General features: G+C 36.3%; 23 protein-coding genes. 11 read left to right on the top strand and 12 right to left on the bottom strand.

The window, feature by feature from the left end; genetic code table 11:
* Window positions 1-99: 99 nt before the first annotated feature.
* From RT037_RS12470 to RT037_RS12455, 4 genes are all read left to right on the top strand, one after another.
* Window positions 100-1131: a Gfo/Idh/MocA family oxidoreductase gene (locus RT037_RS12470; protein ID WP_313031853.1), complete on the top strand. Its 1032-nt coding sequence runs from the start codon at window positions 100-102 to the stop codon at window positions 1129-1131.
* A gap of 72 nt (window positions 1132-1203) precedes the next feature.
* Window positions 1204-2169, top strand: a complete 966-nt coding sequence (locus RT037_RS12465; RefSeq protein WP_312324700.1) for a Gfo/Idh/MocA family oxidoreductase — start codon at window positions 1204-1206, stop codon at window positions 2167-2169.
* Between the two features lie 95 nt (window positions 2170-2264).
* Window positions 2265-3275 (top strand): PDDEXK nuclease domain-containing protein, encoded by a 1011-nt coding sequence (locus tag RT037_RS12460; protein ID WP_312323052.1) that lies wholly within the window; start codon window positions 2265-2267, stop codon window positions 3273-3275.
* Complete coding sequence (locus RT037_RS12455; protein WP_313031846.1) at window positions 3272-4162, top strand: 3-hydroxybutyryl-CoA dehydrogenase; 891 nt, start codon at window positions 3272-3274, stop codon at window positions 4160-4162. The genes RT037_RS12460 and RT037_RS12455 overlap by 4 nt, the downstream gene beginning before the upstream one ends.
* Before the next feature lie 108 nt (window positions 4163-4270).
* On the opposite strand, the gene RT037_RS12450 is transcribed toward RT037_RS12455, so the two are convergent.
* The gene (locus tag RT037_RS12450; protein ID WP_312323054.1) at window positions 4271-5263 is read right to left on the bottom strand and encodes an LLM class flavin-dependent oxidoreductase; all 993 of its coding nucleotides are present in this window, start codon (window positions 5261-5263) and stop codon (window positions 4271-4273) included.
* A gap of 538 nt (window positions 5264-5801) precedes the next feature.
* Window positions 5802-8429 (bottom strand): cyanophycin synthetase, encoded by a 2628-nt coding sequence (gene cphA, locus RT037_RS12445; RefSeq protein ID WP_313031839.1) that lies wholly within the window; start codon window positions 8427-8429, stop codon window positions 5802-5804.
* A 231-nt stretch (window positions 8430-8660) separates the two neighbouring features.
* On the opposite strand from cphA, the gene RT037_RS12440 reads away from it, so the two are divergent.
* Together RT037_RS12440 and RT037_RS12435 are read left to right on the top strand one after the other, a co-directional pair.
* Window positions 8661-9548 (top strand): cyanophycinase, encoded by an 888-nt coding sequence (locus RT037_RS12440; protein WP_313031837.1) that lies wholly within the window; start codon window positions 8661-8663, stop codon window positions 9546-9548.
* 4 nt (window positions 9549-9552) lie between these two features.
* Window positions 9553-10395, top strand: a complete 843-nt coding sequence (locus RT037_RS12435) for an isoaspartyl peptidase/L-asparaginase (RefSeq protein WP_313031858.1) — start codon at window positions 9553-9555, stop codon at window positions 10393-10395.
* 251 nt (window positions 10396-10646) lie between these two features.
* Here RT037_RS12435 and RT037_RS12430 read toward each other — a convergent pair whose 3' ends face one another.
* Window positions 10647-11630 carry a PLP-dependent cysteine synthase family protein gene (locus RT037_RS12430; protein WP_312321878.1) on the bottom strand — a complete coding sequence of 328 codons (984 nt, stop codon included), beginning with the start codon at window positions 11628-11630 and terminating at the stop codon, window positions 10647-10649.
* Between the two features lie 19 nt (window positions 11631-11649).
* Window positions 11650-12879, bottom strand: coding sequence for an ABC transporter permease (locus RT037_RS12425; protein WP_312321877.1), 1230 nt, complete (start codon window positions 12877-12879; stop codon window positions 11650-11652).
* 4 nt (window positions 12880-12883) lie between these two features.
* Here RT037_RS12425 and RT037_RS12420 point away from each other — a divergent pair, with 4 nt between their 5' ends.
* Entirely contained in the window at window positions 12884-14083 is a 1200-nt protein-coding gene (locus RT037_RS12420; RefSeq protein ID WP_313031832.1) for a DUF1343 domain-containing protein, read from the top strand.
* Between the two features lie 209 nt (window positions 14084-14292).
* Here RT037_RS12420 and RT037_RS12415 read toward each other — a convergent pair whose 3' ends face one another.
* Genes RT037_RS12415 through RT037_RS12405 form a run of 3 tightly spaced genes read right to left on the bottom strand, consistent with a single transcriptional unit; the run spans window position 14293 to window position 16350 of the window.
* Window positions 14293-14493, bottom strand: coding sequence for a hypothetical protein (locus tag RT037_RS12415; RefSeq protein ID WP_313031829.1), 201 nt, complete (start codon window positions 14491-14493; stop codon window positions 14293-14295).
* 4 nt (window positions 14494-14497) lie between these two features.
* Entirely contained in the window at window positions 14498-15145 is a 648-nt protein-coding gene (locus tag RT037_RS12410) for a DUF3575 domain-containing protein (RefSeq protein WP_313031827.1), read from the bottom strand.
* Between the two features lie 5 nt (window positions 15146-15150).
* Entirely contained in the window at window positions 15151-16350 is a 1200-nt protein-coding gene (locus RT037_RS12405) for a thioredoxin fold domain-containing protein (protein WP_313031824.1), read from the bottom strand.
* A gap of 130 nt (window positions 16351-16480) precedes the next feature.
* Here RT037_RS12405 and RT037_RS12400 point away from each other — a divergent pair, with 130 nt between their 5' ends.
* Entirely contained in the window at window positions 16481-17200 is a 720-nt protein-coding gene (locus RT037_RS12400) for a DUF3822 family protein (protein WP_313031822.1), read from the top strand.
* Window positions 17201-17231: 31 nt separating this feature from the next.
* Window positions 17232-17801: an RsmD family RNA methyltransferase gene (locus tag RT037_RS12395; RefSeq protein WP_312321871.1), complete on the top strand. Its 570-nt coding sequence runs from the start codon at window positions 17232-17234 to the stop codon at window positions 17799-17801.
* On the opposite strand, the gene murI is transcribed toward RT037_RS12395, so the two are convergent.
* The 5 genes from murI to RT037_RS12370 all read right to left on the bottom strand — a co-directional run bounded on the left by murI (window position 17796) and on the right by RT037_RS12370 (window position 23021).
* Window positions 17796-18617, bottom strand: a complete 822-nt coding sequence (gene murI / locus RT037_RS12390; protein ID WP_312321870.1) for a glutamate racemase — start codon at window positions 18615-18617, stop codon at window positions 17796-17798. The genes RT037_RS12395 and murI overlap by 6 nt on opposite strands.
* A 65-nt stretch (window positions 18618-18682) precedes the next feature.
* Complete coding sequence (gene hemW, locus RT037_RS12385; RefSeq protein WP_313031816.1) at window positions 18683-19807, bottom strand: radical SAM family heme chaperone HemW; 1125 nt, start codon at window positions 19805-19807, stop codon at window positions 18683-18685.
* A gap of 54 nt (window positions 19808-19861) precedes the next feature.
* A complete protein-coding gene (locus RT037_RS12380; protein WP_409529562.1) occupies window positions 19862-20824 on the bottom strand; it encodes a PorP/SprF family type IX secretion system membrane protein in 963 nt (320 codons plus the stop codon).
* 35 nt (window positions 20825-20859) lie between these two features.
* Entirely contained in the window at window positions 20860-21933 is a 1074-nt protein-coding gene (locus RT037_RS12375; protein WP_313031812.1) for an RluA family pseudouridine synthase, read from the bottom strand.
* Between the two features lie 71 nt (window positions 21934-22004).
* Window positions 22005-23021 carry a PASTA domain-containing protein gene (locus tag RT037_RS12370; RefSeq protein WP_313031807.1) on the bottom strand — a complete coding sequence of 339 codons (1017 nt, stop codon included), beginning with the start codon at window positions 23019-23021 and terminating at the stop codon, window positions 22005-22007.
* Window positions 23022-23303: 282 nt separating this feature from the next.
* Here RT037_RS12370 and RT037_RS12365 point away from each other — a divergent pair, with 282 nt between their 5' ends.
* On the top strand, window positions 23304-24296 hold the full coding sequence (locus RT037_RS12365; RefSeq protein ID WP_313031802.1) for a D-alanine--D-alanine ligase: 993 nt from the start codon (window positions 23304-23306) through the stop codon (window positions 24294-24296).
* A 14-nt stretch (window positions 24297-24310) separates the two neighbouring features.
* Window positions 24311-24772, top strand: coding sequence for a pantetheine-phosphate adenylyltransferase (coaD, locus tag RT037_RS12360; RefSeq protein ID WP_312321864.1), 462 nt, complete (start codon window positions 24311-24313; stop codon window positions 24770-24772).
* The last annotated feature ends 141 nt before the right edge of the window (window positions 24773-24913 follow it).

The raw sequence follows: 24913 nt of genomic DNA, 5'->3' as shown, positions 1-24913 counted from the left end.
TCATAATTCATAATTCATAATTCATAATTCATAATTCATAATTCATAATTCGTAAATCATAAGTTGTAAATTGCAACTTCGATTTTTAAAACTAAAAATATGCAAATCATCAAAACAGCTTTGTTGGCTTATGGCGGATCAGGAAAATTATTTCATGCACCTTTTCTTAATTTTCATCATGGTTTTCAGTTAGTCGGCGCTTGGGAAAGAAGCAAGAAAAACATTCAACATGATTATGCAGATGCAAAAAGTTTTGATACTTTAGAAGAAGTTTTAGCGAGTGATGCTGAATTAATTATCGTCAATACTCCCATCAATACACATTTCGAATATGCTAAAAAAGCTTTGGAAGCAGGTAAAAATGTTTTGGTAGAAAAGGCTTTTACAACAACTTCTGAGGAAGCCGAAATCTTAGATAAAATAGCAAAGGAAAAAAATCTAAAACTATGTGTCTACCAAAATCGTCGTTGGGACAGTGATTTTTTAACGGTTCAAAAAATTTTAAAAAGTGGAAAACTCGGCGAAATTTCGGAGGCCGAAATCCGTTTCGAAAGATATAATCCTAACCTCAGCCCAAAAGCTTGGAAAGAAAAAAATCAGGCTGGCTCTGGAATTTTAATGGATCTTGGCTCCCATATTATTGATCAAGCTTTAGTACTTTTTGGTTGGCCAGAAGCGGTTTTCGCAGATATTAGAAGCCTTCGTCCAAATACTGAAGTCAATGATTTTTTTGACATTCTTTTATATTATCCTGATAATCGCGTTCGATTAAAAGCGACTTTTTTTGCTAAAGAACAACTTCCTGGTTACGTTTTGCAAGGTCGTAATGGAAGTTTTATCAAAATGCGTGGCGATGTACAAGAAGATGAATTAAAACTTGGAAAAATCCCGAACCGTGAAACATGGGGAACAGAGGATTCCAAAAATCAAGGTCTTATTAATGTTGGCGACAAGAGTGAAAATTTAGAAACACTTCAAGGCAACTATCTGCATTTATTTGATGCGTTATATCGAAGCATCGTTATGGATGAGCCAGTTCCGGTTCCTGCGAGTGACGCTGTAAAAAGTTTAAAAATAATGGAAGCAGCAGAAGAAAGTTCAACAAAAGGAATTAAAATTCTGCTCAAATAAAGACATAAAAAATCGAAAGTTAAAAAGCGTAAAATTGCTTATATTTACGATTCTAAAAAAATAAGTTCTATTATGTTAAAAGCTGGTCTTGTAGGCGCGGGACATTTAGGAAAAATCCACCTTAAACTTCTTAACCAATCCGAAAAATATGATTTGGTTGGTTTTTTTGACAACGATAAAGAAAACGGAAAAAAACTAGAGGCAGAATTCGGTTATAAATATTTTGACAATCTCGACGAATTACTTTCTCAGATTGATATGTTGGATATTGTGACGCCGACTTTGTTTCATTACGAATATGCGCTAAAAGCGATTGAAAGTGGCAAACACTTCTTCATAGAAAAGCCTGTGACGCAGACTTTGGAACAAGCCGAAGAGCTGATTAGGCTTTCACAAGAAAAAAATCTAAAAGTCCAAGTTGGTCACGTAGAGCGCTACAATCCTGCATTTATTGCAACTAAAGATTATATTAAAAATCCAATGTTTATCGAGATCCATCGTTTGGCGGAGTTTAATCCTCGTGGAACGGATGTTTCTGTGGTTTTGGATTTGATGATTCATGATTTGGATATTTTATTGAGTTTGGTAAAATCTCCAGTAAAAGATATCCACGCAAGTGGTGTTTGTGTAGTTTCTAAAACGCCAGATATTACCAATGCGAGAATTGAGTTTGAAAACGGGTGTGTTGCGAATTTGACGACGTCAAGAATTTCGATGAAAGCGATGCGTAAATCGAGATTCTTCCAGCAAGATGCTTATGTTTCTGTGGATTTTCTTGAAAAGAAAGCGGAAGTTATTCGTATGAAGGACGCTCCTGCGGATCCATCTCCTTTTGATATGATTATTGAAAATGCGGAAGGCGAAAAGAATCAGATTTTGTTTGAATATCCGAATATCCAACCTAACAATGCAATTTTGGATGAGTTGGAAAGTCTTGCTGATGCAATTGAAAATAATGAGCCAATTCAGGTTTCGTTAGAAGATGGCACCGAAGCTTTGAAAGTTGCTTTAAAAATTATGGATTTGATTAGTAAGTAGTTGCTGGTTACTAGTTTTTAGCAAAATTAATTCATAATTCATAATTCATAATTCATAATTCATAATTCATAATTCATAATTCATAGTTTTATTAAATGAATCTTTCCAATAATTTAATACAAGACGTCAAGCATCTTATTGCGCAATCAAGAGAGCGTGCAGTTCGTGCAGTTGATTTTCAACGGACGGTTTTGTATTGGCATATTGGAGAAAGAATTTTCAACGAAGAGCAGCAAGGAAAAGAGCGAGCAGATTACGGCAATTACGTCATCAAATACTTGTCAGAGCAACTGCAGCCAGAATTTGGAAGCGGTTTTTCTTACCGTCAGTTGGAGTTAATGCGTCAATTTTATAGAACATTTCCAATTGCGAACTCACTGCGTTCGCAATTGAGTTGGACACATTATCGCCTACTTTTACGCTTAGAAAATGAAGACAAAAGAGACTATTATATTGCTGAAACAGTCAAAAATAATTGGTCTGTTCGTCAAATGGAAAGGCAAATTAACAGCCAGCTTTTTGAAAGACTATTATTAAGCAACGACAAAGAAAGTGTTTTGGCAGTAGCACGAAATGAGAAACTTCCCGTAACACCACAGGAAATCATCAAAGATCCAATGGTATTAGAATTTCTGGGACTTCGCAGAGAATCAACATATTATGAAAAAGATTTAGAACAAGCCATTATTACTAATTTACAGGATTTTCTACTCGAACTTGGTAATGGTTTTTCTTTCGTGGCAAGACAAAAAAGAATTCATCTCGATGGCGATGATTTTTTCGTGGATTTGGTTTTTTACAACCGACTTTTACAATGTTTTGTTATTTTTGAAATTAAAACGCATAAGCTTAGTCATGAAGATTTAGGACAATTACAGATGTATGTTAACTACTTCGATAGAGTTGAAAAAGTAGAACATGAAAAGCCAACAATCGGTGTTTTGTTATGTGCAGATAAAAATAATGCAGTTGTAAAATTTTCGTTGCCCGAAAATAATAAAACAATCGTAGCAAGTCAGTATGAGTTAATCTTACCAACCGAAGAACAATTGCTCACCGAAATAAAAAAAGAAATAGAAATATATAATACAAAATATACAGAATGAAAAACATAGTTGTTATCGGCGCAGGAACCATGGGAAATGGTATTGCACACACTTTTGCACAAACAGGTTTTAAAGTAGGTTTAGTTGACGTTTCGCAAGAAGCTTTAGACAGAGGAATTAAAACCATTACTACCAACCTTGACAGAATTATTGCAAAAGGTAACCTTACCGAAGAACAAAAAGCAGAAACTCTAGGAAACATCACTACTTTTACAGCTCTACAAGATGCTGCAAAAACTGCTGATCTTATTGTAGAAGCAGCGACAGAAAACCAAGATTTAAAACTAAAAATCTTCGGTCAAATGGATGAGTTTTCACCTGAAAATTGCATCTTGGCTACCAATACATCTTCAATTTCTATTACTAAAATTGCTGCAGCAACTAAAAGACCAGACAAAGTAATCGGAATGCACTTTATGAACCCCGTTCCAATTATGAAATTGGTGGAAATCATCAAAGGTTATTCTACTTCTAAAGAAACTTTCGACACGATTTACGAAATGAGTAAAACATTAGGAAAAGTTCCTGTAGAAGTAAACGATTATCCAGGTTTCGTAGCGAACAGAATCTTGATGCCGATGATTAACGAATCTATCGAAACATTATACAACGGCGTTGCAGGTGTTGAAGAAATCGATACAGTAATGAAATTAGGAATGGCACATCCAATGGGACCACTTCAATTAGCAGATTTTATCGGTCTTGATGTTTGTTTAGCAATATTAAATGTAATGTACGACGGTTTCAAAAATCCTAAATACGCTCCAAACCCATTATTAGTAAACATGGTAATGGCAGGAAAATTAGGAGTGAAGTCTGGTGAAGGTTTCTACGACTACTCAGAATCTAAAAAAGCAGAAAAAGTTTCGAAAATGTTTTCGAAGTAATTTTTAGACGATAAAACATGATAAAAGCTTCAGTTCTTCTGAAGCTTTTTTGTTTTTAAATTAAGTTTTAAACTAAATAATTGTCTATAAAATTATGATGTAAAAGACTTACAAACTTTTCAAAACTTCACCCGCAATTTCGTAGGATTGTAACTTAGCATCGAAATCATAAATATGTCCCGACACAATTATTTCGTCCACTTTATTCAACGTTACAAAGTCTGATAATTGCTTTTCTAAAAGTTCTTTATCACCAACAAAGGTTTTCGCCGCCATTCTGTTGAGATGTACAGCCAACTCATTAGACATATCGCCCAATTGCGTTTCTTCAGGTGGCAAAAGTGGTTGACGTTGATCCGTCAAAATATTAACAAAAGCTTGAAAATGTGACGTTGACAAATAGTGCGCTTCTTCAACAGTGTCTGCCGCAATAATATTAATACACGCCATTTTATAAGGCTTATCTAAAACCTCACTTGGTTGAAAATGTTCTTCATAAATTTCGAATGCAACTTCCATTTGTGATGGTGCAAAATGTGCTGCAAACGCATAAGGCAAACCTAACTTAGCAGCAAGAAAAGCGCTGTCCGTTGACGACCCCAACATATATAACGGAACATCTGCTCCTTCTCCAGGAATTGCTCTAACTTTTGAATTTTTATTTTCTAAACTTAAATATTGTCTTAACTCTTGAATATGAAATTCAAAATTATAATTGTTATCCAGTTGTCCTCGGCGCAAAATGCTTGCCGTCAGCATATCCGTTCCTGGCGCTCTTCCCAAACCCAAATCGATTCTGTTGGGATAAAGCGCTTCCAAAGTTCCGAATTGCTCTGCAACGGACAATGTCGAATGGTTGGGTAACATAATGCCACCAGAACCAATTCTTAATGTTTTGGTTTGTGATGCAACATGTCCTATTAATAAAGAAGTTGCGGCACTCGCAACATTAGGCATATTGTGATGTTCTGAAAACCAATATCTCGTAAAACCTAATTCCTCCGCTTTTTGTGCCACTCTCACCGATTTATCAAAAGTCTGGCTAAGATTATCACCTTTAATAATAGTTGCTAAATCTAATACCGAATATTTAATTGCCATATTTTCTCTTTTCTAAATCGAGACAAAAACCGAACCACTAAAAAAATAGGACAAAGTTGCCAGTTTAGTCTGATGAAAGAAGAATTATATTAAAAATTATACTACATTTAATAGACACTAAAAAATTCAAACTATGACAAACTTTTGCAAAGAACTGACGAAGAAGTTGCAAATGCCTAGAAACAATTCAAAATTTAAAATAAGCTTAATAGTAGCTGCATTAATTCTTTTGGTATTAAACTTAATATTTTCAAAAGATTATGACTGGCTATTTTGGTTACGAATTATCCCTTTAGCTTTGGTGATGATAAGTTGCTACTTAAGTTTAAATAAAACAAAAAATCCTATCGAATGATAGGATTTTTTGTTTTTACAAGTATGTCGGTTAGTAGTCGCGGCCGGGATAGTAAGGGCGCGACTGCAAGGAGCGGTCTGAAGAAATGCTTGGGAAAGTTCGGGCTTCTGAAGACGAAACCCCTGAATAGCCCGAAATGCCGCCCAAATAAAAAAGCTAAGTCTTACGACCTAGCTTCTGAAATTATAAGGTGTTGTCCTCCATTATCTCGCGGTGCTGATAGTCCTGCACCAGCTCGATAGCGTTGGTCAAAACGTCGCTGAGCGCGGTGATAAACATGCCATCCTCCGCCATGCTCATGGCGTGTTTTAGAGCTTCGATTTCTTTCGGAATAATCTCGTAGCTGACTTCTCTACCCGAGCTGTTGATGCCCTCGATGAGGAGATTATTGATATCCTCCTCCTCGCGGCCTCGCAAATGTTTTTCGCTGCGGATAATGATGTGATCGAACATGCGACCTGCAATCTTACCACACTCGCGGATGTCCTCGTCACGGCGGTCACCAACGCCAGAAATAATACCGATTTTTTTGTTGGATTCGACGTTTTTCAGAAAGTCTTCGATGGCCTCGTAACCCGCAGGATTGTGGGCAAAATCGATCATCACTTTAAAATTCTTAAACTTGAAAATATTAAGTCGTCCCGGCGTCAACTGTGCACTCGGAATGAAAGTGGTCAAGGCTTGTGCAATATTTTGGATTTCGAAACCGTAAACGTAAGCTGCCAAAGATGCTGCCAGAACATTTTCGATCATAAAACGGGCCTTGCCTTCCATGGTGATCGGGATGTTTTTCACTTTTTCGATACGGATTTTCCATTCTCCTTTTTTGATGGTTACATAACCGTCTTCGAAAACGCAAGTCGTCTTGCCTTCTTTCGCATATTTTTGAATGTAAGGATTGTTTTCATCCATGCTAAAAATCGCGACCTTGCAATCCAAATCATTTTTGATTTTCATGGAATATTCGTCATCAGCGTTTAGAATTGCCCAACCATCTTTTTTGACACTGTCTAAAACAACACGTTTTACTCGCGTTAAATCTTTGAGCGTGTGGATGTCATTAAGCCCTAAATGATCTTCTTTAATATTGGTTAAAATCCCAACATCACATCTTGAGAAACCAAGTCCAGAACGGAGAATTCCGCCTCTAGCTGTTTCTAGAACCGCGAACTCAACCGTTGGATCTTTTAGGATAAATTCTGCTGACAAAGGTCCTGTTGTATCGCCTTTTGACAACATGGTATTCTGAATATAAATACCGTCAGACGTTGTAAAACCTACGCGATAGCCACTGTTTTTAACAATATGAGAAAGAATCCTTGTCGTCGTTGTTTTACCGTTGGTCCCCGTAACCGCCATTATCGGGATCCGACATTCTTTTCCCTGAGGATACAACATGTCAACAACTGGCGCTGCGACATTTCTTGGAAGACCTTCACTTGGTGCCAAATGCATTCTGAAGCCTGGCGCCGCGTTAACTTCTAAAATTGCGCCGCCACTTTCCTTAAGTGGTTGCGTCAGATTCTCTGCCATAACATCAACACCGCAAACATCCAAACCAATGATTCTGGAAATACGTTCCATCATCGTTATATTTTCGGGATGCACCATTTCGGTAACGTCAGTGGAAGTTCCTCCAGTAGAAAGATTGGCTGTGGACTTTAGATAGACGATTTCACCTTTTTGAGGAATTGTTTCTAAAGAATATTCTAACTTTTCTAGAAGTTCGTTGGTATCTTTGTCAACTTTTATTTCTGTTAAAACATTTTCGTGCCCATAACCTCTGCGCGGATCTTGGTTTTCGAGATCTATTAAATACTGAATATTATTTTCGCCATCTCCGATAATATGTGCAGGAACTCTCCTCGCTGCAGCTACCATTTTGTGATTAATCACCAATACTCGGAAGTCAAAACCTGTTACATATTTTTCAACGATAACACGTCTAGAGACATTTTGAGCATGTTCTAATCCGATTTTTGCGGTTTCCCAATCGGTTACATTAATAGTCTGACCACGACCATGATTACCATCCAAAGGTTTAATAACAATCGGATAACCTATTTTTTTAATAACAGATTCTAATTGCATAACATCGCTAACCAAACCTCCCGTCGGAACAGGAATCGCCGCATCGTCCAGCATTTTTTTAGTTAACTCTTTATTACAAGCAATATCCACGGCAATACTGCTTGTATTGCCAGTAATTGTAGCTTGGAAACGTTGCTGGTTAACACCATAGCCCAATTGAACTAAAGAATTTCTTCCTAATCGAATCCATGGAATATCACGTGAAACGGCTTCTTCTACAATACTTCCCGTTGATGGACCAAGTCGTTCTTGCTCGCGAATTTCTTTTAATTTTTGAACGCAATCAGCAATGTTATAATTGGTATTATCTATCAAAGACTGCGCAATCTTCACAGATTCTTCGGCAGCAAAGACACCAACTTTCTCTTCTACGTAGTCAAAAACAACATTGTAAGTGCCTGGCGTCTTGGTCTCTCTTGTACGTCCAAAGCCAACGGACATCCCAGCTAGATGTTGAATTTCTAAAGCAATATGTTCGATGACGTGTCCCATCCAAGTTCCCATCTCCACACGCTTGAAGAATCCACCTGCTTCCCCTTCGGAACAGCGATGCGCGTGCATTGACGGTAGCAAAGCTTCTATTCTTTCTCTAAAACCATCGATTTTATTAGTTGGAAATTCTTCTAATTCTTCAAGATTTAAGCGCATTTGGATAAGCTTTTTTCTTCTTATACTCCAAATATTTGGACCGCGTAAAACTTGTATTTTCTCAATGCGCATATTTTGTCATTTTTTAATCGTTATAATCAAAGATAAAAGTTTTTCCTAATAATTAACATTCAAAACAATTAATATTTTATTAGAAAATGCAAACCAATTAATTTTCAACAATATTAATTCGGAAATTTTAAAATTTTTTATTAATTTTTCAGTTTTAAAGAACTAAATCGAAATTATCAATAGCTATACTTTATAAAAGGTTTGCATATTAATAATTCTTAATTTTACACAATGAAACCGACAGGAAAATTAGTGATCATTGGAGGCGCCGTTAATGTCGGCAGCTTTTCCGAAGTATCATACGACCAAGATGTAGAGAAAAATCTTAACTTTTTTGAAAGAGGTATTTTAAAGAAAATTATTTCAGAATCTCGTCTGAAAGAAGATTCTGTTATCGAAATAATTACGACCGCCTCTCAAATCCCTGATATCGTTGGACCAGAATATATCAAAGCTTTCACGCATCTAGGTGCGAAGCATGTTAACGTTTTGGATATCTTCACACGCGAGCAAGCTAACAGCGACGAGATCGTTGCAAGAATAAATGCTGCGGATGTTGTGATGTTCACAGGTGGTGATCAATTGCGTTTGACTTCAATTTTGGGTGGAACACTTTTTCATGATACATTATTAAACAAGTATCAAAATGAAGATTTTATTTATGCAGGTACTTCTGCTGGTGCAGCTGCGGCGTCCGAAAATATGATCTACCAAGGAAGTAGCACAGAAGCACTTCTAAAAGGTGAAATTAAAATGACGCAAGGTCTCGGCCTCATCGAAAATGTTACCGTGGATACACACTTTGTACAACGTGGCAGAATGGGGCGTCTCTTCCAAGCGGTGGTTAACAATCCTCGTACTTTGGGCGTTGGTTTGGGTGAAGATACTGGACTTTTTATCTCGGGTGATGTGATGACAGCCATTGGATCTGGACTTGTAATCATAGTTGATGGGCGTTTTATAAAAGACACCAATCTTACAAATGTCGAAATGGGTCAACCAATTTCTATAGAAAATCTTATTGTAAATGTGATGTCAATGAACGACACTTACAATCTTACAACGCGTGATATGACGATTATTAATTCTCAATACAGTCCAATTCCGCAAGTTAATTAATATGATGAAACTTATTATCCACGGTGGTTTTTTCTCTGAAAGTGACCAATCGCACGACACCAAAATTGCAAAGCAAAACGCTCTAAAGTCTATTATTGAAAAATCTTATGAGTTCTTAAAATCAAATTCGGCTTATGATACGGTAGCTTATGCTGTGTCGTTGTTGGAAGATGATGAACTCTTTAATGCGGGAATTGGCTCGCAAATACAAAGTGATGGTGTTATCCGTATGAGTGCAGCCATTATGGATGGCGAATCTCAAAAACTAAGTGGCGTAATTAATATCGAAAATGTTAAAAATCCAATTTTTGTAGCGAAAGCTTTGCGACAAGAAGACGATCGCGTTTTGGGAGGTTCTGGCGCTAAAAACTATGCCACGGAACATGGCTTTGAAGATTTTTCAACCGAAATTCCGCAACGTAGAAGTGAATATGAAGCTAAACTAAAAATTGGTGGTAAAGGTACAGTAGGCGCAGTTGCCATTGATAGTTACGGAAAACTGGCTGTTGCAACTTCAACTGGTGGTAAAGGTTTTGAAATCCCTGGACGAATCTCCGACTCGGCGACTGTTGCTGGTAACTATACTAATGAATATTGTGCGGTTAGCTGTACTGGCGTTGGCGAAGATATCGTCAGTAATGCCACTTCAGCAAAAATCGTTACGCGCGTTACAGATGGCATGAGCATAGAAGATGCTTTTGCTAAAACCTTTACCGAATTAAAACAAATCGACGGCTTTGCTGGTGCAATTGGCATCGATAACAAGGGGAATATTTTCCATCAAGATTCTTATCCGACAATGGTTTTTGCTAGTTTTGATGGAGAAAACTTTGAGGTTTTTGATTAAAAGAAATTAATTTAATCTTCATTAAATATAAAGCTTTGCAATTGCAAGGCTTTTTTTATTTAATCTTACTCTCTACCCACACTTTGCGTGAGGGCGAAATGCATTGTTGGAGCTCGTTATGCGAGGCGGCGGAGCGCAGCGGAGCCGTCCGAGCATAACAGCAACTGCATGGAGACCGACCACAATAAAAAAGACTGCCCATGTTAAGCTGTCTTTATTATTGTGGGCACGCCCAAATTATTTTAAAAAAGTTAGTCTAGCCAACCCATTTCTTTCATCCATTCGTCGTTGTAGATTTTGGCTACATAACGGCTTCCGTGGTCGTGTAACAACACAACAATAACATCATCTTTCGTGAACTGATCCTTCATCTGTACCAAAGCCGACATCGCACTTCCCGCAGAATAACCGCAGAAAATCCCCTCTTCTTTCGCCAGTTTTCTAGCGTAGATCGCCCCGTCTTTATCCGTTACTTTTTCGAAGTGATCAATCACCGACATGTCGTAATTGTCGGGGATAATATCTTCGCCAATCCCTTCTGTTATGTAAGAATAAGCGTGATCGTAATGTAATTCGCCAGTCTCATGGAATTCTTTAAGAATCGAACCATAAGTGTCTACACCGATTACTTTGATGTTTGGATTTTTCTCTTTAAAGAACATGCCGCAACCCGTTACTGTACCTCCAGTCCCAGCGCCAGCTACAAAATGTGTCAACTTCCCCTCTACTTGATCCCAAATTTCTGGAGCAGTTTGCTCGTAATGCGCGGTTCTGTTTGACAAATTATCGTATTGGTTAACATACCAACCATTTTCTGTTTCAGTTGCTAATCTTTTTGAAACTGAATAATAAGAACGTGGATCGGTTGGTTTAACATCGGTTGGACAAACGATAACCTCAGCACCAACAGCGCGAAGAATATCGCATTTTTCTTTTGACTGTTTCGCGTTCGTCACAAAAATACATTTGTAACCTTTGATAATCGCCGCCAAAGCCAATCCCATACCTGTGTTACCAGAAGTCCCTTCGATAATGGTTCCGCCTGGTTTTAGACGTCCGTCTTTTTCGGCATCTTCAATCATCTTAAGCGCCATTCTGTCTTTAACAGAATTACCAGGATTAGTCGTTTCTACTTTTGCTAAAACCAAAGCGGGGAAATCTTCGCCCAATACTTTGTTAAGCTTTACCAATGGCGTGTTACCAATGGTTTCTAAAATGTTATTATAATATTTCATAAAATATTTTTTCTGAAAATTAATCGTATTTAATAGACTTCACAGGGGAAATCTTACTTATTAAATAACTTGGAATAATCATCACAATTGCGGATGTTATAAGAATTCCCAACGATATCGAAATGATATGCACCGGATTGAGATCCACAGGAACGGTACTAATAAAGTAGTTTTTGGGATCGAGTTTAATAATTCCAAAATACTTCTGAATTAACAATAGACCAACGCCAACAACGTTACCAATTATTAATCCAGGCACCATAATCATCAAAGTATAATTGATGAAAATCGCTCGAATTTGTCCATTGGTCGCACCAAATGTTTTTAAAAGTCCAATGGAATTTGTTCTTTCAATGATTAAAATTAAAAGTACCATGACGATGTTAATAACCACTACCAAAAGCATAATCGTGATAATCAAACTGATGTTTTGATTAAATATATTAATCCAATCCAAAATCTGCGGATATCGATCGATAACGCGTTCTGCGTAGTTTTTGTAACCGATATACTTTTCGATTTCAGGATATTCGCGGGTCATATTCGCGTTATCTTTTAAGAAAATATCCATGCCGCCAATATCTTCTGGTTGCAGTCCTTGGATTTTTCTAACATGATTGATGTCGCCAATCATATATAAATCGTCAACTAGCTTGATATCAGTCTTATAAATTCCTGATACAACAAATTTTCTATAAATTGGTTGTTGATCTTCCTTAGAAAAGATCGCAACAATACTATCTTTTGGTTTTAAATCTAAGTCGTTAGCCGTTTTTTCGGACAAGATAATTTCGTTGTTATAGCCGTCCTCATTATAGTTAGGAATACTTCCTGCGACCATAAAACTTTGGAATCTTTCTTTATCAAAATCTTTCCCGACACCTTTTAGGATAACGCCCGAGAAGTTTTTTTCGGTTCTTAAAATCCCACTAACTGTTGCATAAGATTGTACGCCTGCAACCTCGTCAAGTGATTTTAGTGCTTTAAGATTGAGTCCTTTTTTGTCTAAAACTGAAGAATTATAAGAATTATTAGAGCGTGTCGATTTAACAGTAATATCGCCACTAAAATTGGAAATTCTGTTTTCTATTGCTTTTTTGGATCCAAGACCTGTTGCCACGGTAATCAGCGACACAATTATCCCTAACGCAACCGAAATGCGCCCGATGTAGACAATAACCTTTGATAGATTATTTTTGTTATCTTTGGAAAAGGCAATTTTTTTAGAAAAAAATACAGGAAAATTCAACTTAATGATTTTAGAGTTCAAAATTAAACATTTAGTTTTGATGTGCCTAATTTATTTTGGAATCAGTCAAAATTTAGGTGCTCAAAATATCGCAAACACAAGCTTCCGAACTGGCGCTGACCAACCCGAAATTTATTTAGAAAAACTTAAAAGCAAAAAAAACATCATCGTTGTTGCTAACCAAACTTCGCTTTTGGAAAACAAACAACATCTTGTAGACTTTTTGGTAGAGAAAAAAATAAACATTAAAGGTATTTTTGCGCCCGAACACGGTTTCCGTGGTGATGCTGACGCTGGCGAACATATCAAAAATGGTATCGATACCAAAACCAACCTACCAATAGTATCGTTGTATGGTAAAAATAAAAAACCGAGCAATGAGCAACTAAAAGACGCTGATCTTATCCTTTTTGACATTCAAGATGTTGGCGTGAGATTTTACACCTACATTTCAACTTTGACTTATGTAATGGAAGCGGCGGCGGAAAATAATATTCCAGTAATCCTTCTTGACCGACCCAATCCACACGATGGCTACATCGATGGTCCTGTCTTAAAAGAAAAGTGGTCGAGCTTTGTTGGATTGCATCAAGTACCTGTTATCTACGGACTGACCATTGGTGAATATGGCAAAATGCTAAACGGCGAAAAGTGGATGAAAAACGGCGTGACTTGCGATTACGAAGTGATCCCGATGAAAAACTATCACAAACAAAAACGTTATCCAATTTCGGAGCGTCCTTCTCCTAATCTTCCAAATGATCTGTCGATAAATCTCTATCCAAGTCTTTGCTTTTTTGAAGGGACGGAAGTTTCGGTTGGCAGAGGAACGGATTTTCCGTTTCAAATATATGGTTCACCTTGGATTAAAAGTATGACGTATAGCTTCACTCCAAAACCTAATTACGGTGCCAAAGATCCTTTCCTTAATGGTCAATTATGTTACGGAGAAAATCTTACTAAAGATAAAAGTGACCTTAGAAAACTGGATATCGCATGGTTATTGAAAGCTTACAAAAATTTTGACCATTCGAAAAAACAATTCTTTTTGAAAAATTTATTTTTTGATAAATTGGCAGGAAGCGACGACTTAAGGAAACAGTTAATCGCCGGAAAATCTGAGAAAGACATCCGCGAATCATGGAAGTCTGATCTTGAAGCATTTAGTAAAATAAGAAACAAATATCTTATCTATACTAACTAAAAACATCTATTGATATAAAAACAAAAATTCTCAAATATTTTTAGGATTTTCTATTTGTTAACATTTAGAGAAATGACTTTTTGGCACGATGCTTGCAAGTTATCTTACCATCTTACTAGATTAGGAAAACACACTTTTAATATAAACGACACGATTAACAATCGATAAAAATCCACCTTTTTGGGGTGGATTTCTTATTTACTAATAATTTAATCAAAATTTTGTGGAGGATCATTATCCTTATCAAAGAACAACATCCAAATCGTAAGTCCGGCAACGCCGCCAAGCCCCGTTAACACTGCACGTTCTACTTTATCTGGATTATCATTGCCTATGTAATTCATTAAAAATAAAATTACAAAAACTGCAACTGCGATTAAAAGGTATTTAGGATTTAAAATTTTCTTCATTAGTTTAAAGTTTGTAAGTTAACATCACACCACCACGATAAGGTAGCCACTCGCCACTGCGGTCCCACTCATGGCCTGCACGGTCTTCAAAATTGTCATAACGATCGCCACTTACTTTATCATAACCTTTGTAGAAGCTCTGCATTGTCCCAATTCCTAAATAAATGTCAATCCCCCAGTGATCATTCCATTGGTATTGATAACCGCCAACCGCACCTAGCATAAACGTAAATCCTTTCTGATACAAATTGGAATGGATATAAGGGCTTACCTCGCCATCTTTATGGACATAAAAGCCGTCGTTCCAATAATTCCATTTTTGAATATTAAAAAACCCTCCAGAAACATTGGCGCCAATATAAAACTTGTCGAATGCTTTGCTGAAATAATAGCGTGCGTCAAAACCTAACAAATAAGCTTGTGCATGTTTGCCCATAAAAGACTTCCAAGGTGATACAAAAACATCTGCTTGTACAGTATAATGTTCGCTAATCTGCTTTTCTACACCAACATTAATTATGCTGATAGGCAAGGTTAACAGGTTAGTTTTTATTCTTAAATCTTTTGTATACTTAGATTCTTGTTCTTGTTGTTCTTGTCCAAAAACAAAACTTCCTAGACTAAGTACTCCTGCAATAAGAATATTCCTCATTGATTTTATTTCTGATTGATAATTTTGTTAATCTCTGTGAGATCAACATTTTGACCTTTAGCATGTGCTACGGCAGATTCTGCAAAACTTTTAGCTTCGCTCTTTTTTCCGATTTTGTTATAAAGTGTAGCAACCATCGCATTGGTTCGGAAAGAATCTTCTGTCATCAAAGCTTTTTCTGCCCACATGGAGGCTCTTTCTAATGAAGACTTTGTTGTGACATGATCGCTAAAATTTTTAGCAGCGTTTAATAAATCTTCTGCCGAAAAGCCATCTCCAGTTTGAAAAACGTCTAAAGCAACCTTTTCGTAATCTTTCCAGTTTTGTACGCTTTGATAAAAGCTTAATTTAATAATAGAAAGCGATTTTTGAACTTCTTCAGCAGAAATATATTTTGACGCTTCTTTGATGTATAACTGCTCATTAAAAGTTTTCTTATCCACGTTGGTTGCATCCTGAATAATCTTCTGAATATTAACTCGGAAAATGAACTGAGAATAATTGTCGTTACCGATGTATTTAGAAAGTACATCTTTATTATTAACAATATATTGATAATTAAGATCTTGGTTAGATTGGATGCTTCCAAACAACATATTAATTTCGTCAGCCGAAAATTCTAAATTCTTTTTTACTTTAAAATAAGCTTCTGCAGCCATTTTTGCTTTAATAGGATTGGTCTGCACCGCTGTTTTAAAATAGCTAATTAAAAAATCGGGATCACGATCGCCCTTATCAAAACGCTCCTGAAGATTTCCTTGTGTGTTACCAGGTTTGTTATACCTTTCGCCAACTTTTATAAACTCTGAACTTTCGATATAACCTAATTCTTGTCCAACAGCTTCGCCATCACCATTTAAAAACAAAAAAGTTGGGTAACTTCTTACGGAATATTTCTGTGCCAATGTTCTACCTTCCCCTTTTTCCATATCAAAACGGGCATTGATGAAGTTTTTGTTGTAATAATCTGCAACTTTTGCATCAGTAAAAACATTTTTTTCCATCATTTTACAAGGTCCACACCAAACTGCAAAAGCATCCATAAAGATTAATTTATTTTCTTTTTTGGCTTTAGCTAAAATAGTTTGGAAGTCTGTATCCTCAAATTTAATAGAGTTTTGTGCCCAACCAGCAACAGAAATCCCCAATCCAAATACAACTGCGGCTTTTTTCAACAACATAGATTGCTCAACGAAAAATGACATAAGCTTGTTTGTCTTTAATTTATAATATGCGAATATACTGCAAAATTGAAAAACCTAAGACAATGACTTTTAAGAAAACTAAAACGCAATCGTAAGAATTTCATAAATTTGCAAATTATAAAAGTTATTTATGCAAAAATTATCTCTTCTTTTCATGAAGGACGGCTTGCAATGGCAAATTCTGAAAGCGAAAAAAGTCATTGAAGAAAAACAATTTTTCGTAACGGAAGAAAGTCCTGCAAACCTTATTGAAGAAGCACTTAACGAGGTGCTTTCTAGAGATGATTTTCAAGATATTGCGGTGTTGAGCACGCTTAATCATTTTACATTAATGCCAGAAGGTTTTGAGAAGCACAATCTTGGATTTGACCTTATTGCGTACAATGCCGATGTTGACAAAGCTAACGAAGAATTAATGTTATCGATTAATAAAAAATTCGATGTTCAATTTTATTATAGTTTTCCAAAAAACTTTTATAAAGCGATAAAAGCCAAAGACTTACCAACTTATTTTAACTTTACTGGAGAAAAATTTCTTAACACGATTAATAATAAACATAAAAAGGAAATCCACATTAACCTTTACAAAAATCAGGTTGAGTTTTTCGCTTTAGAGAATAAAAAAGTAGTGCTTTATAATAATCTTGATGCTTCTTCGGAAGTTGACTTTTTGTATTTTATTATGTTTACATTAAGTAAAATCGGCTTCGGAATTAACGACACGTATTTTTATATCTACGGCGAAACTTCAGAAAACGACACCTTTATCTCTGAGTTGCAAAAGTTTGCAAAACACATGAAAATTCTTTTCGACAATTTGTATAAAAAATCCTTTATACTCAACGCTTAGAAGAGAAAATTCAATCTTAAAAATTAAAAAAATGTACAGAATTATATCCGGAAAATGGAAAGCAAAAAGAATTGCTGCTCCCAAAAATTTTGATGTTAGACCAACAACTGACTTCGCAAAAGAAGCTTTGTTTAGTATGTTAGAACATCGTTTTGATATGCAATTTATTTCCGTTTTGGATTTGTTTGGCGGGATTGGATCCATTTGTTTAGAATTTGCTTCTAGAGATTGTCCAGACATCACAACCGTGGAAATGAACCCTAAACATGCAGGCTTCATCAACACAACTGCGCAAGAATTAGGATTTGGATTGCAAGTTAACGTGCAACGTTCTGATGTTTTTGAATGGTTAAAAAAGAAGCGTAATCAAACCAAAACTTATGATTTAATTTTTGCAGATCCACCATTTGACTTGGACGAAAAAAAATACAACGACTTAATAGCTTTGGTGATGGAAGGTGACTTTCTAAAAGAAAACGGAACTTTTGTTTTGGAACATCAAAGTCGACAAAAATTCGAACATCCCAATTACATCGAAACTAGAAAATATGGGAATGTGAGTTTCTCATTTTTTGACAAGAAAAAAGCTGAAGGTCTATAAGACTTTCAGCTCTAATGCTATTCGGTTTCCGAAAAACTTCTTCGAAATTCTCTCGAAATTCTTCGTAATATCTGACAAAAAAAATCTGTATTTGGGATCAGGATTTTCTCCATTTAACAATTGATATTTATCCAGCACACTTTTCACTTGGTTGGCCACAATATTTGGCGAATCGATCACACGAACACGATTGCCGTAATATTGTTTAATCTCGCCTAAAAGCAGCGGATAATGCGTACATCCAAGAATTAAGGTTTCAATATTTTTGAGCTTGCTATTGGATAGATAGTTGTAAATAATCGCGTGCGTAATTGGGTGATTTGCAAAACCCTCTTCAATCGCAGGAACCAAAAGCGGTGTCGCAAGCTCGTCCACTTTGATAAATTTATTATGCTTACGAATGCTCTTTTTGTAAAGTCCCGAATTAACCGTTGCTTTCGTCGCAATTACGCCAACATTATTATGAATTTCGAAGGCTACTTTTTCTGCAACCGGATTGATAACGTCGAAAACAGGAACTTGCCCAGCAACTAAGTCAAGAATTTCTTTTAGCGCATTCGCTGTTGCTGTGTTACAAGCAATGACAATCGCTTTACAGTTCATGCTTAGAAGGAAATTCACGATTTGCAAAGAATAGCCTACAATCGCTTCTTTGGACTTTTCGCCATACGGCAAATGTTTGGTATCGCCAAAGTAGATTAAATCTTCCTGAGGCATCAATCTTTTTATCTCTTTTGCAACAGTCAAACCACCAACACCAGAATCGAAAATCCCGATGGGTTGCTTTGCTGATAGATGTGTATAATTAGGTTTCAAAAAAAAATCTTTGGTGCAAAATTACTTATTAATTATGTTTTCAGCTTTAATATCGGGAATTTATTTTAAACCAAAAACAAATCTGCCGCAATACCATCTGCCATAAACCAATGTTGCTCTGGGATCATCAAACGATTATTTCCGATTTTTAAAATACCATCTTTTATTTTTTGCTGAATCGAAGTTTCAAAAGCAGAAATCATTTCACTTGAAAAACTATTTTTAAACCTCATCAAATTAACACCTTTTTGTGTACGAAGTCCAATCATCAGCATTTCGTTATAGCGATCATTTTCATTAAGTTCTTCGCGCTCGATTGGTAACTGATTTTCCGAAAGTGACTTGATGTATTTCGTATTATTGGCGACATTCCAACTTCTAAGATTTTTGCCATCATAAGAATGCGCCGATGGACCAATACCTAGATATTCTTTATATTCCCAATACGAAGAATTGTGTTTAGAATGGAAATTCGGTTTTCCAAAATTTGAAATTTCATAATGATCAAAGCCATTTTGTTTTAAAAATTCTGACATATAGAAAAAGGCATCATTCTGAAAGGCTTCGTCAGGAGATTTTACTTTTTGTTGAGTAATCCAATTATCCAAAATCGTTTTTGGCTCGATGGTTAAAGCATAAGACGAAACATGTGGCACTTGCAATTCGATGATTTTAGCAAGGTTTTGTTTCCATTGTTCCATTGTCGATGTCGGAGAACCATAAATTAGATCAACACTGATGTTTTCTAAACCAAAATCTTGCGCACGTTTGATGCTAGACTCCGCTTCCGAAGCGGTGTGCGCACGATTCATTAATTTAAGATCGTCTTCAAAAAAAGATTGTGTACCGATACTTAAACGATTAACGCCAATATTTATTATCTCTTTTAAAAATGAAGCATTAAGATCATCTGGATTTGCTTCCAGTGTTAATTCCATGTTTGGATTAAATTCAAAATAGCGATTGGCTTCATCAATAATTTTTCCAATTTCTTTAGCTTCTAGAATAGATGGCGTCCCACCACCAAAATACAGAGAGTCGATTTTTTTGTTTTCGAGTTCTTGATGTCTTAACGAAAACTCTTTAATAATCGACGACTGCATATCTTCTTTCAGTTTTAAAGAAGTTGAAAAATGAAAATTGCAATAGCTGCATTTTTGCTTACAAAACGGAATATGTATGTAGATCATCAACAAAAAAAGCCAACTAATGTGGCTTTATGATATTTAATTTAAAATAAAATTCTATCTATATCGGAAACCTTGTCCATTAATAAAGTTCTCGAATCTAAAGCCAAGACTCAACATAAAACTATTACCAACCGTCTGTTGCAACTCTGACATTCCGAAGTTATAAACTGCTCCAAAAGTGAAGTTACCCACGCGACCTTTAATAACAGGAGAAAGTCCTAAGTTTTGGCTACCCACACTACTTTTTGCATTTCTAAAACTAACACCTCCAGAAAAACTTGCATTGTCTGAAAAAATAGTTGCTAGAAGGTTAAGATCCATCATACTTGATGAATTGGTATTGAGATTCCAAAGGACCGATGGTGTTATAAACAAACTATCTGCAAAATGCCAATCATATCCAGCATTCATAATAATTTTGGTAGGAGAAGGTTCGATACCATTAACGATTGGGATGTCATTATTCAATGCAATATCCATCACCGAAACACCACCAGCAAAACCTTTATATTTAACCGCCATACCTAAGTTAGCGTAGGCTAGAAAAATATTTTTGTCATATAATACAGGATCATTCGGATTTTCTGGTGTTAACAAAGCTGTATCCAAATTCATGTTATAAAAACTTGCTCCTGCCCCAAATGAGAATTGATTTTCACGATTTTCTTCATCACCAAGCGGAATGAAATATGCGGATCCTACAGTGATACCATTTGCTGAAATGGGACCATTTTGATCTCTAAAAAAAGACGCACCAACACCTACTCGATCGAAAACATTAGCGTGCATCCCAACAGATTGTACGTTAGGCGATTCTCCAAAATTGGAAAACTGTTTTTGATAGTTTAGATTTAGAACAACATCATCAGATTCCCCATACAATGCTGGATTGAACAAGAAATCCCCATCCAATAAATATTGTTGATATAGTGGTAAAGTCTCTTGAGCTTTAACTGTGTTTACATTAAATAATGCCAAAACAAAAGCAGCGCTAAAGATTTTATAAAATTTCCTCACAAGGCAAATATAAAAAAATATTGTATTAGATACTTTTAATTACTTTCCAAATACTTTCGCCATCTCTCAACGGCTTCGTGCATATCACTAGGCATCGGACTTTCGAAGTACATTTCTTTTTTCGTTGTCGGATGGATAAATCCTAATGTATGTGCGTGTAGCGCATGTCTTGGCAATACTTCAAAAACATTTTGAACAAATTGCTTATATTTTGGAAGATTAACACCTCTCAAAATTGTATGTCCCTCGTAACGTTCATCATTAAATAAAGTATGACCAACATGTTTAAAATGTGCTCTAATCTGATGTGTACGTCCTGTCTCCAACTTACATTCAACCCAAGTCATGTGACGAAAACGTTCCAAAACTTTGTAATGTGTTACAGCATGTTTACCGTGACTGCCATCTTCATAGACCGCCATTTGCATTCTATTTTTTTGGTGACGTCCAATATGTCCGCGTATTGTTCCTTCATCATCAGCAACATTTCCCCAGACAAAAGCCCAATACAAGCGTCTTGTTTTTCTATCAAAAAACTGCTTCGCCAAATAGCTTAACGCATACTCTGTTTTTGCAATCACCAAAAGTCCAGATGTATCTTTATCAATACGATGTACCAATCCTACTCGATCTAAATCTGAATTGTAATTCGGGTCTTTTGCAAAATGAAATGCTAGTGCGTTAACCAAAGTACCATCCCAATTTCCAAAACCTGGATGTACAACCATCCCAGCATCTTTATCGACAACCACTAAATCGTCATCTTCATAAACGATTTTAATTGGAATATCTTGTGGAATGATGACATTTTCTCTTGGTGGATGCGCAAGAAGTACACTAATCTCGTCACCTGGCTTTACACGATAATTCTGCTTAACAGGATTACCATTAACGACAACATTGCCAGCGCGACAAGTTTGTGATATTTTGTTACGAGATGAGTTTTGTCGATAGATTAATAAGAACTTATCGATACGCAGTGGTTCTTGTTTTTTATCTACTGTAATATTCAGATGTTCATAGAGTCCACTATTCTCATCGGATAATCCCACTTCGTCATTAGATTCCAAAGCATCATCAAATTCGTCTTCGTAATTATCTTCTTGCATACTTTTATTTATCAAAATTGGCTTCAACAACTAAGCTGAAGCCACTTTTATATGTTTTATTTTAATTAAAATTATTCTACAATAACCTTTTTCTTTTCTTTTGGTTTTTCGGTTGTTGCAGGTTTCTTATCAGAAGAAGTTGTTGTTGGTTTTGTCGTTGTAGTCTGTGGCTTCTTCTCTCCCTGTGGTTTTGGCGTAGGCTTTGGTTTTGGAACAACTCGCACAGGCGCTGCTGGTTGGTCAAAATCTACTTCTTCGTATCTAATTGGTGGAGGTGCCACTGTGTCAACTTTTGGACGATACATTAAATCCAATTCTTTTACTTTATTAAACATCTCGGCAGGTGTTTTCTTACTCGCCCAGAGATCAATCTGCATTCCTTGATCTCGAAGCGCTCCTGCTGCTGGATCTTGATAATAAATAATTGCTGATTCGTCGGTTTTGCCGTCTTCATATTCTACAATACCAACTTCGAATAAATTCTGAGCGATAATCTTTTTAGCCTCTTGTACTGTACGCCCAACCAAATTAGGAATCGTCACGTTACGCATTGGACCAGAACCAATTACCAAATCCACAGAAGAGAATTTCGGAAGCAATTCACCTGGTTTGATTGGGCGACTTTGATATAAAATTCTAAGAACCGCATCTCTTTGAATACTTGGTTCGTAAAGGGTATCACCTACCTTGAGACCAACCAAATTAAGCTGGTTAAATGCCAAACCTTTGTAACGATCGATAATATCTGGCACTGCTACTTTTGCCCAAGTCCTTGGGTTAACTTTTAAAAGTACAGTTCTTCCGCCTTTAACATGAGATCCTGGTGATGGAGAAATCATCAAGACTTGGAAAGGTTTGTATACTGGATTATATTGTGCACTGTCAACCTCATACTCTAGACCTGAATCGTCCAGAACTTTGATGGCTTGGTGCACTGTCATATTAACAACATTAGGAACAGGAATTTCTTCACCATGATTGGTATGAAACTCTAACCAACGGAAAGTCAGCCAAACAAGACCTGCAAATACCGCTAAAGCGACAAGGAGGTTAACCAAAACTTTCCAATGGAAAAAAGATTTGAACATATTCTATTGTTTTGTTACAAAAATATCTAGCAAATATAAATAATAATTTTTGTAGTTTTTTCTTGTTGCTTCATTTTTTATGCCATTTTGCGATAGGGATAGCAGCGGATATCCTTCTGAAGAAATGGCTAAAGCGATGGACAGAAGATAGCAGCGAATAGCCCGACCGCAACTGTACCACGGAGAAAGCTAGGAAAAGTTGCGGAATCGCCCAAAAATAAAAAGCAAACGGGACGGTCCTTGTTGATAAAATTTTTACATTTGTTGCAATATAAATCTGTTATGGAAAAGAAAAATATAGCTGTTGTTATGGGCGGCTATTCTGATGAATATGTTGTGTCGCTAAAAAGTGGACAATTGATTTACGACTCTCTAGACCGCGATAAATACAATGTTTATAAGGTTGTTATCCTAAAAGATGAATGGTACTTTTTGGATGAAAGCGAACAAAAACTGGGCATTAACAAAGCGGATTTTTCGGTGGCGTTGGCTGATGGTAGCGTGTTGAATTTTGATGCTTGCTTCAACATTATCCACGGAACACCTGGCGAAAATGGCATTCTGCAAGGGTATTGGGACGCTGTTGGACAACGCTATACTGGTTGCAACTTCTACCAAAGTGCCTTGACTTTTAATAAAAAAGATACGTTGGCGGTTTTGTCAAAATATAATATTCCGTCTGCAAAAAGCATCTATTTAAGAAAAGGCGAAGTTGTCGATCAAGAAAAAATAGTAAAAGAACTGGGACTTCCTGTTTTTGTAAAACCTAACCAATCTGGAAGTAGCCTCGGAATTTCGAAGGTTAAAGATATATCTGAACTAAACAAAGCTATTGAAATCGCTTATAAAGAAGATGACGAAATCCTTATTGAAAGCTTTTTGGATGGTACTGAAGTTTCAGTCGGTGTTTTGGATTATCAAGGAAAAACGATTGTTTTGGGAATTACGGAAATTGTGCCTGATAACGAGTTTTTTGATTATCAAGCTAAATACGAAGGTGCTTCACAAGAGATAACGCCAGCAAGACTAGATGAGGAAACACGCAAAAAGGTTGAAGAAATTTCGATTCGCGCATATGATTCTCTTGGGATGAGTGGCTTCTCTAGAAGTGAATATATCATCATGAACGGCGAACCTTACATGCTGGAAATGAATACCAATCCTGGTTTTTCGCCAGCGAGTATCCTTCCGCAACAAGCCAAAATCTACGGCATCAGCATACAAGATCTTTGCGGTAACGAAGTCGAAAAAGCGCTTAAAAAACCTTTACATTAACCAAACTAAAACTAATGAGAATAGCAGTTTTCCCTGGTTCTTTTGATCCTATCACACTTGGACATTACGACATCGTAGAAAGAGCTTCCCCTTTGTTTGACAAAATAATTATCGCCATCGGCAAAAACTCACAGAAGAAATATATGTTCTCTCTCGAGCAACGCAAAGAGTTTATACGTAATACTTTCAAAGATTTTCCGAATGTTGAAGTTGATGACTTCGAAGGTTTGACCGTCGATTATTGTAAAAGTAAAGGTGTTAATTTTATCTTGCGCGGCCTTAGAAATCCTGCCGATTTTGAGTTCGAAAAAGCGATTGCACAAACCAATCGTGCATTGACTCGAGAGAATGTTATTGAAACTATTTTCCTACTGACTTCTTCCGGAAAATCCTTTATCAGCAGTAGCATCGTGAGAGAAATTATCTCTTTTGGTGGTAACTACCAGATTATGGTTCCTGATTCTGTGAGAGTTTAGATCTTTATATTAAAAACAAAAAATCCGAGTACTATCTAGCATTCGGAGTTTTTTTATTAAACTTTAATAAAAGGGAACACCGCTCTGACACTATCCCGTTAAGTGTGTAAGTTAAAAAGTTAGGGCTTGGATTTTATAATC

Origin of the sequence: Soonwooa sp., from assembly GCF_032062245.1 — a bacterium.
Lineage (GTDB): Bacteria > Bacteroidota > Bacteroidia > Flavobacteriales > Weeksellaceae > Soonwooa.
Note: the sequence above shows the minus strand (reverse complement) of the source record. Positions and strands in the feature narration are given on the sequence as shown.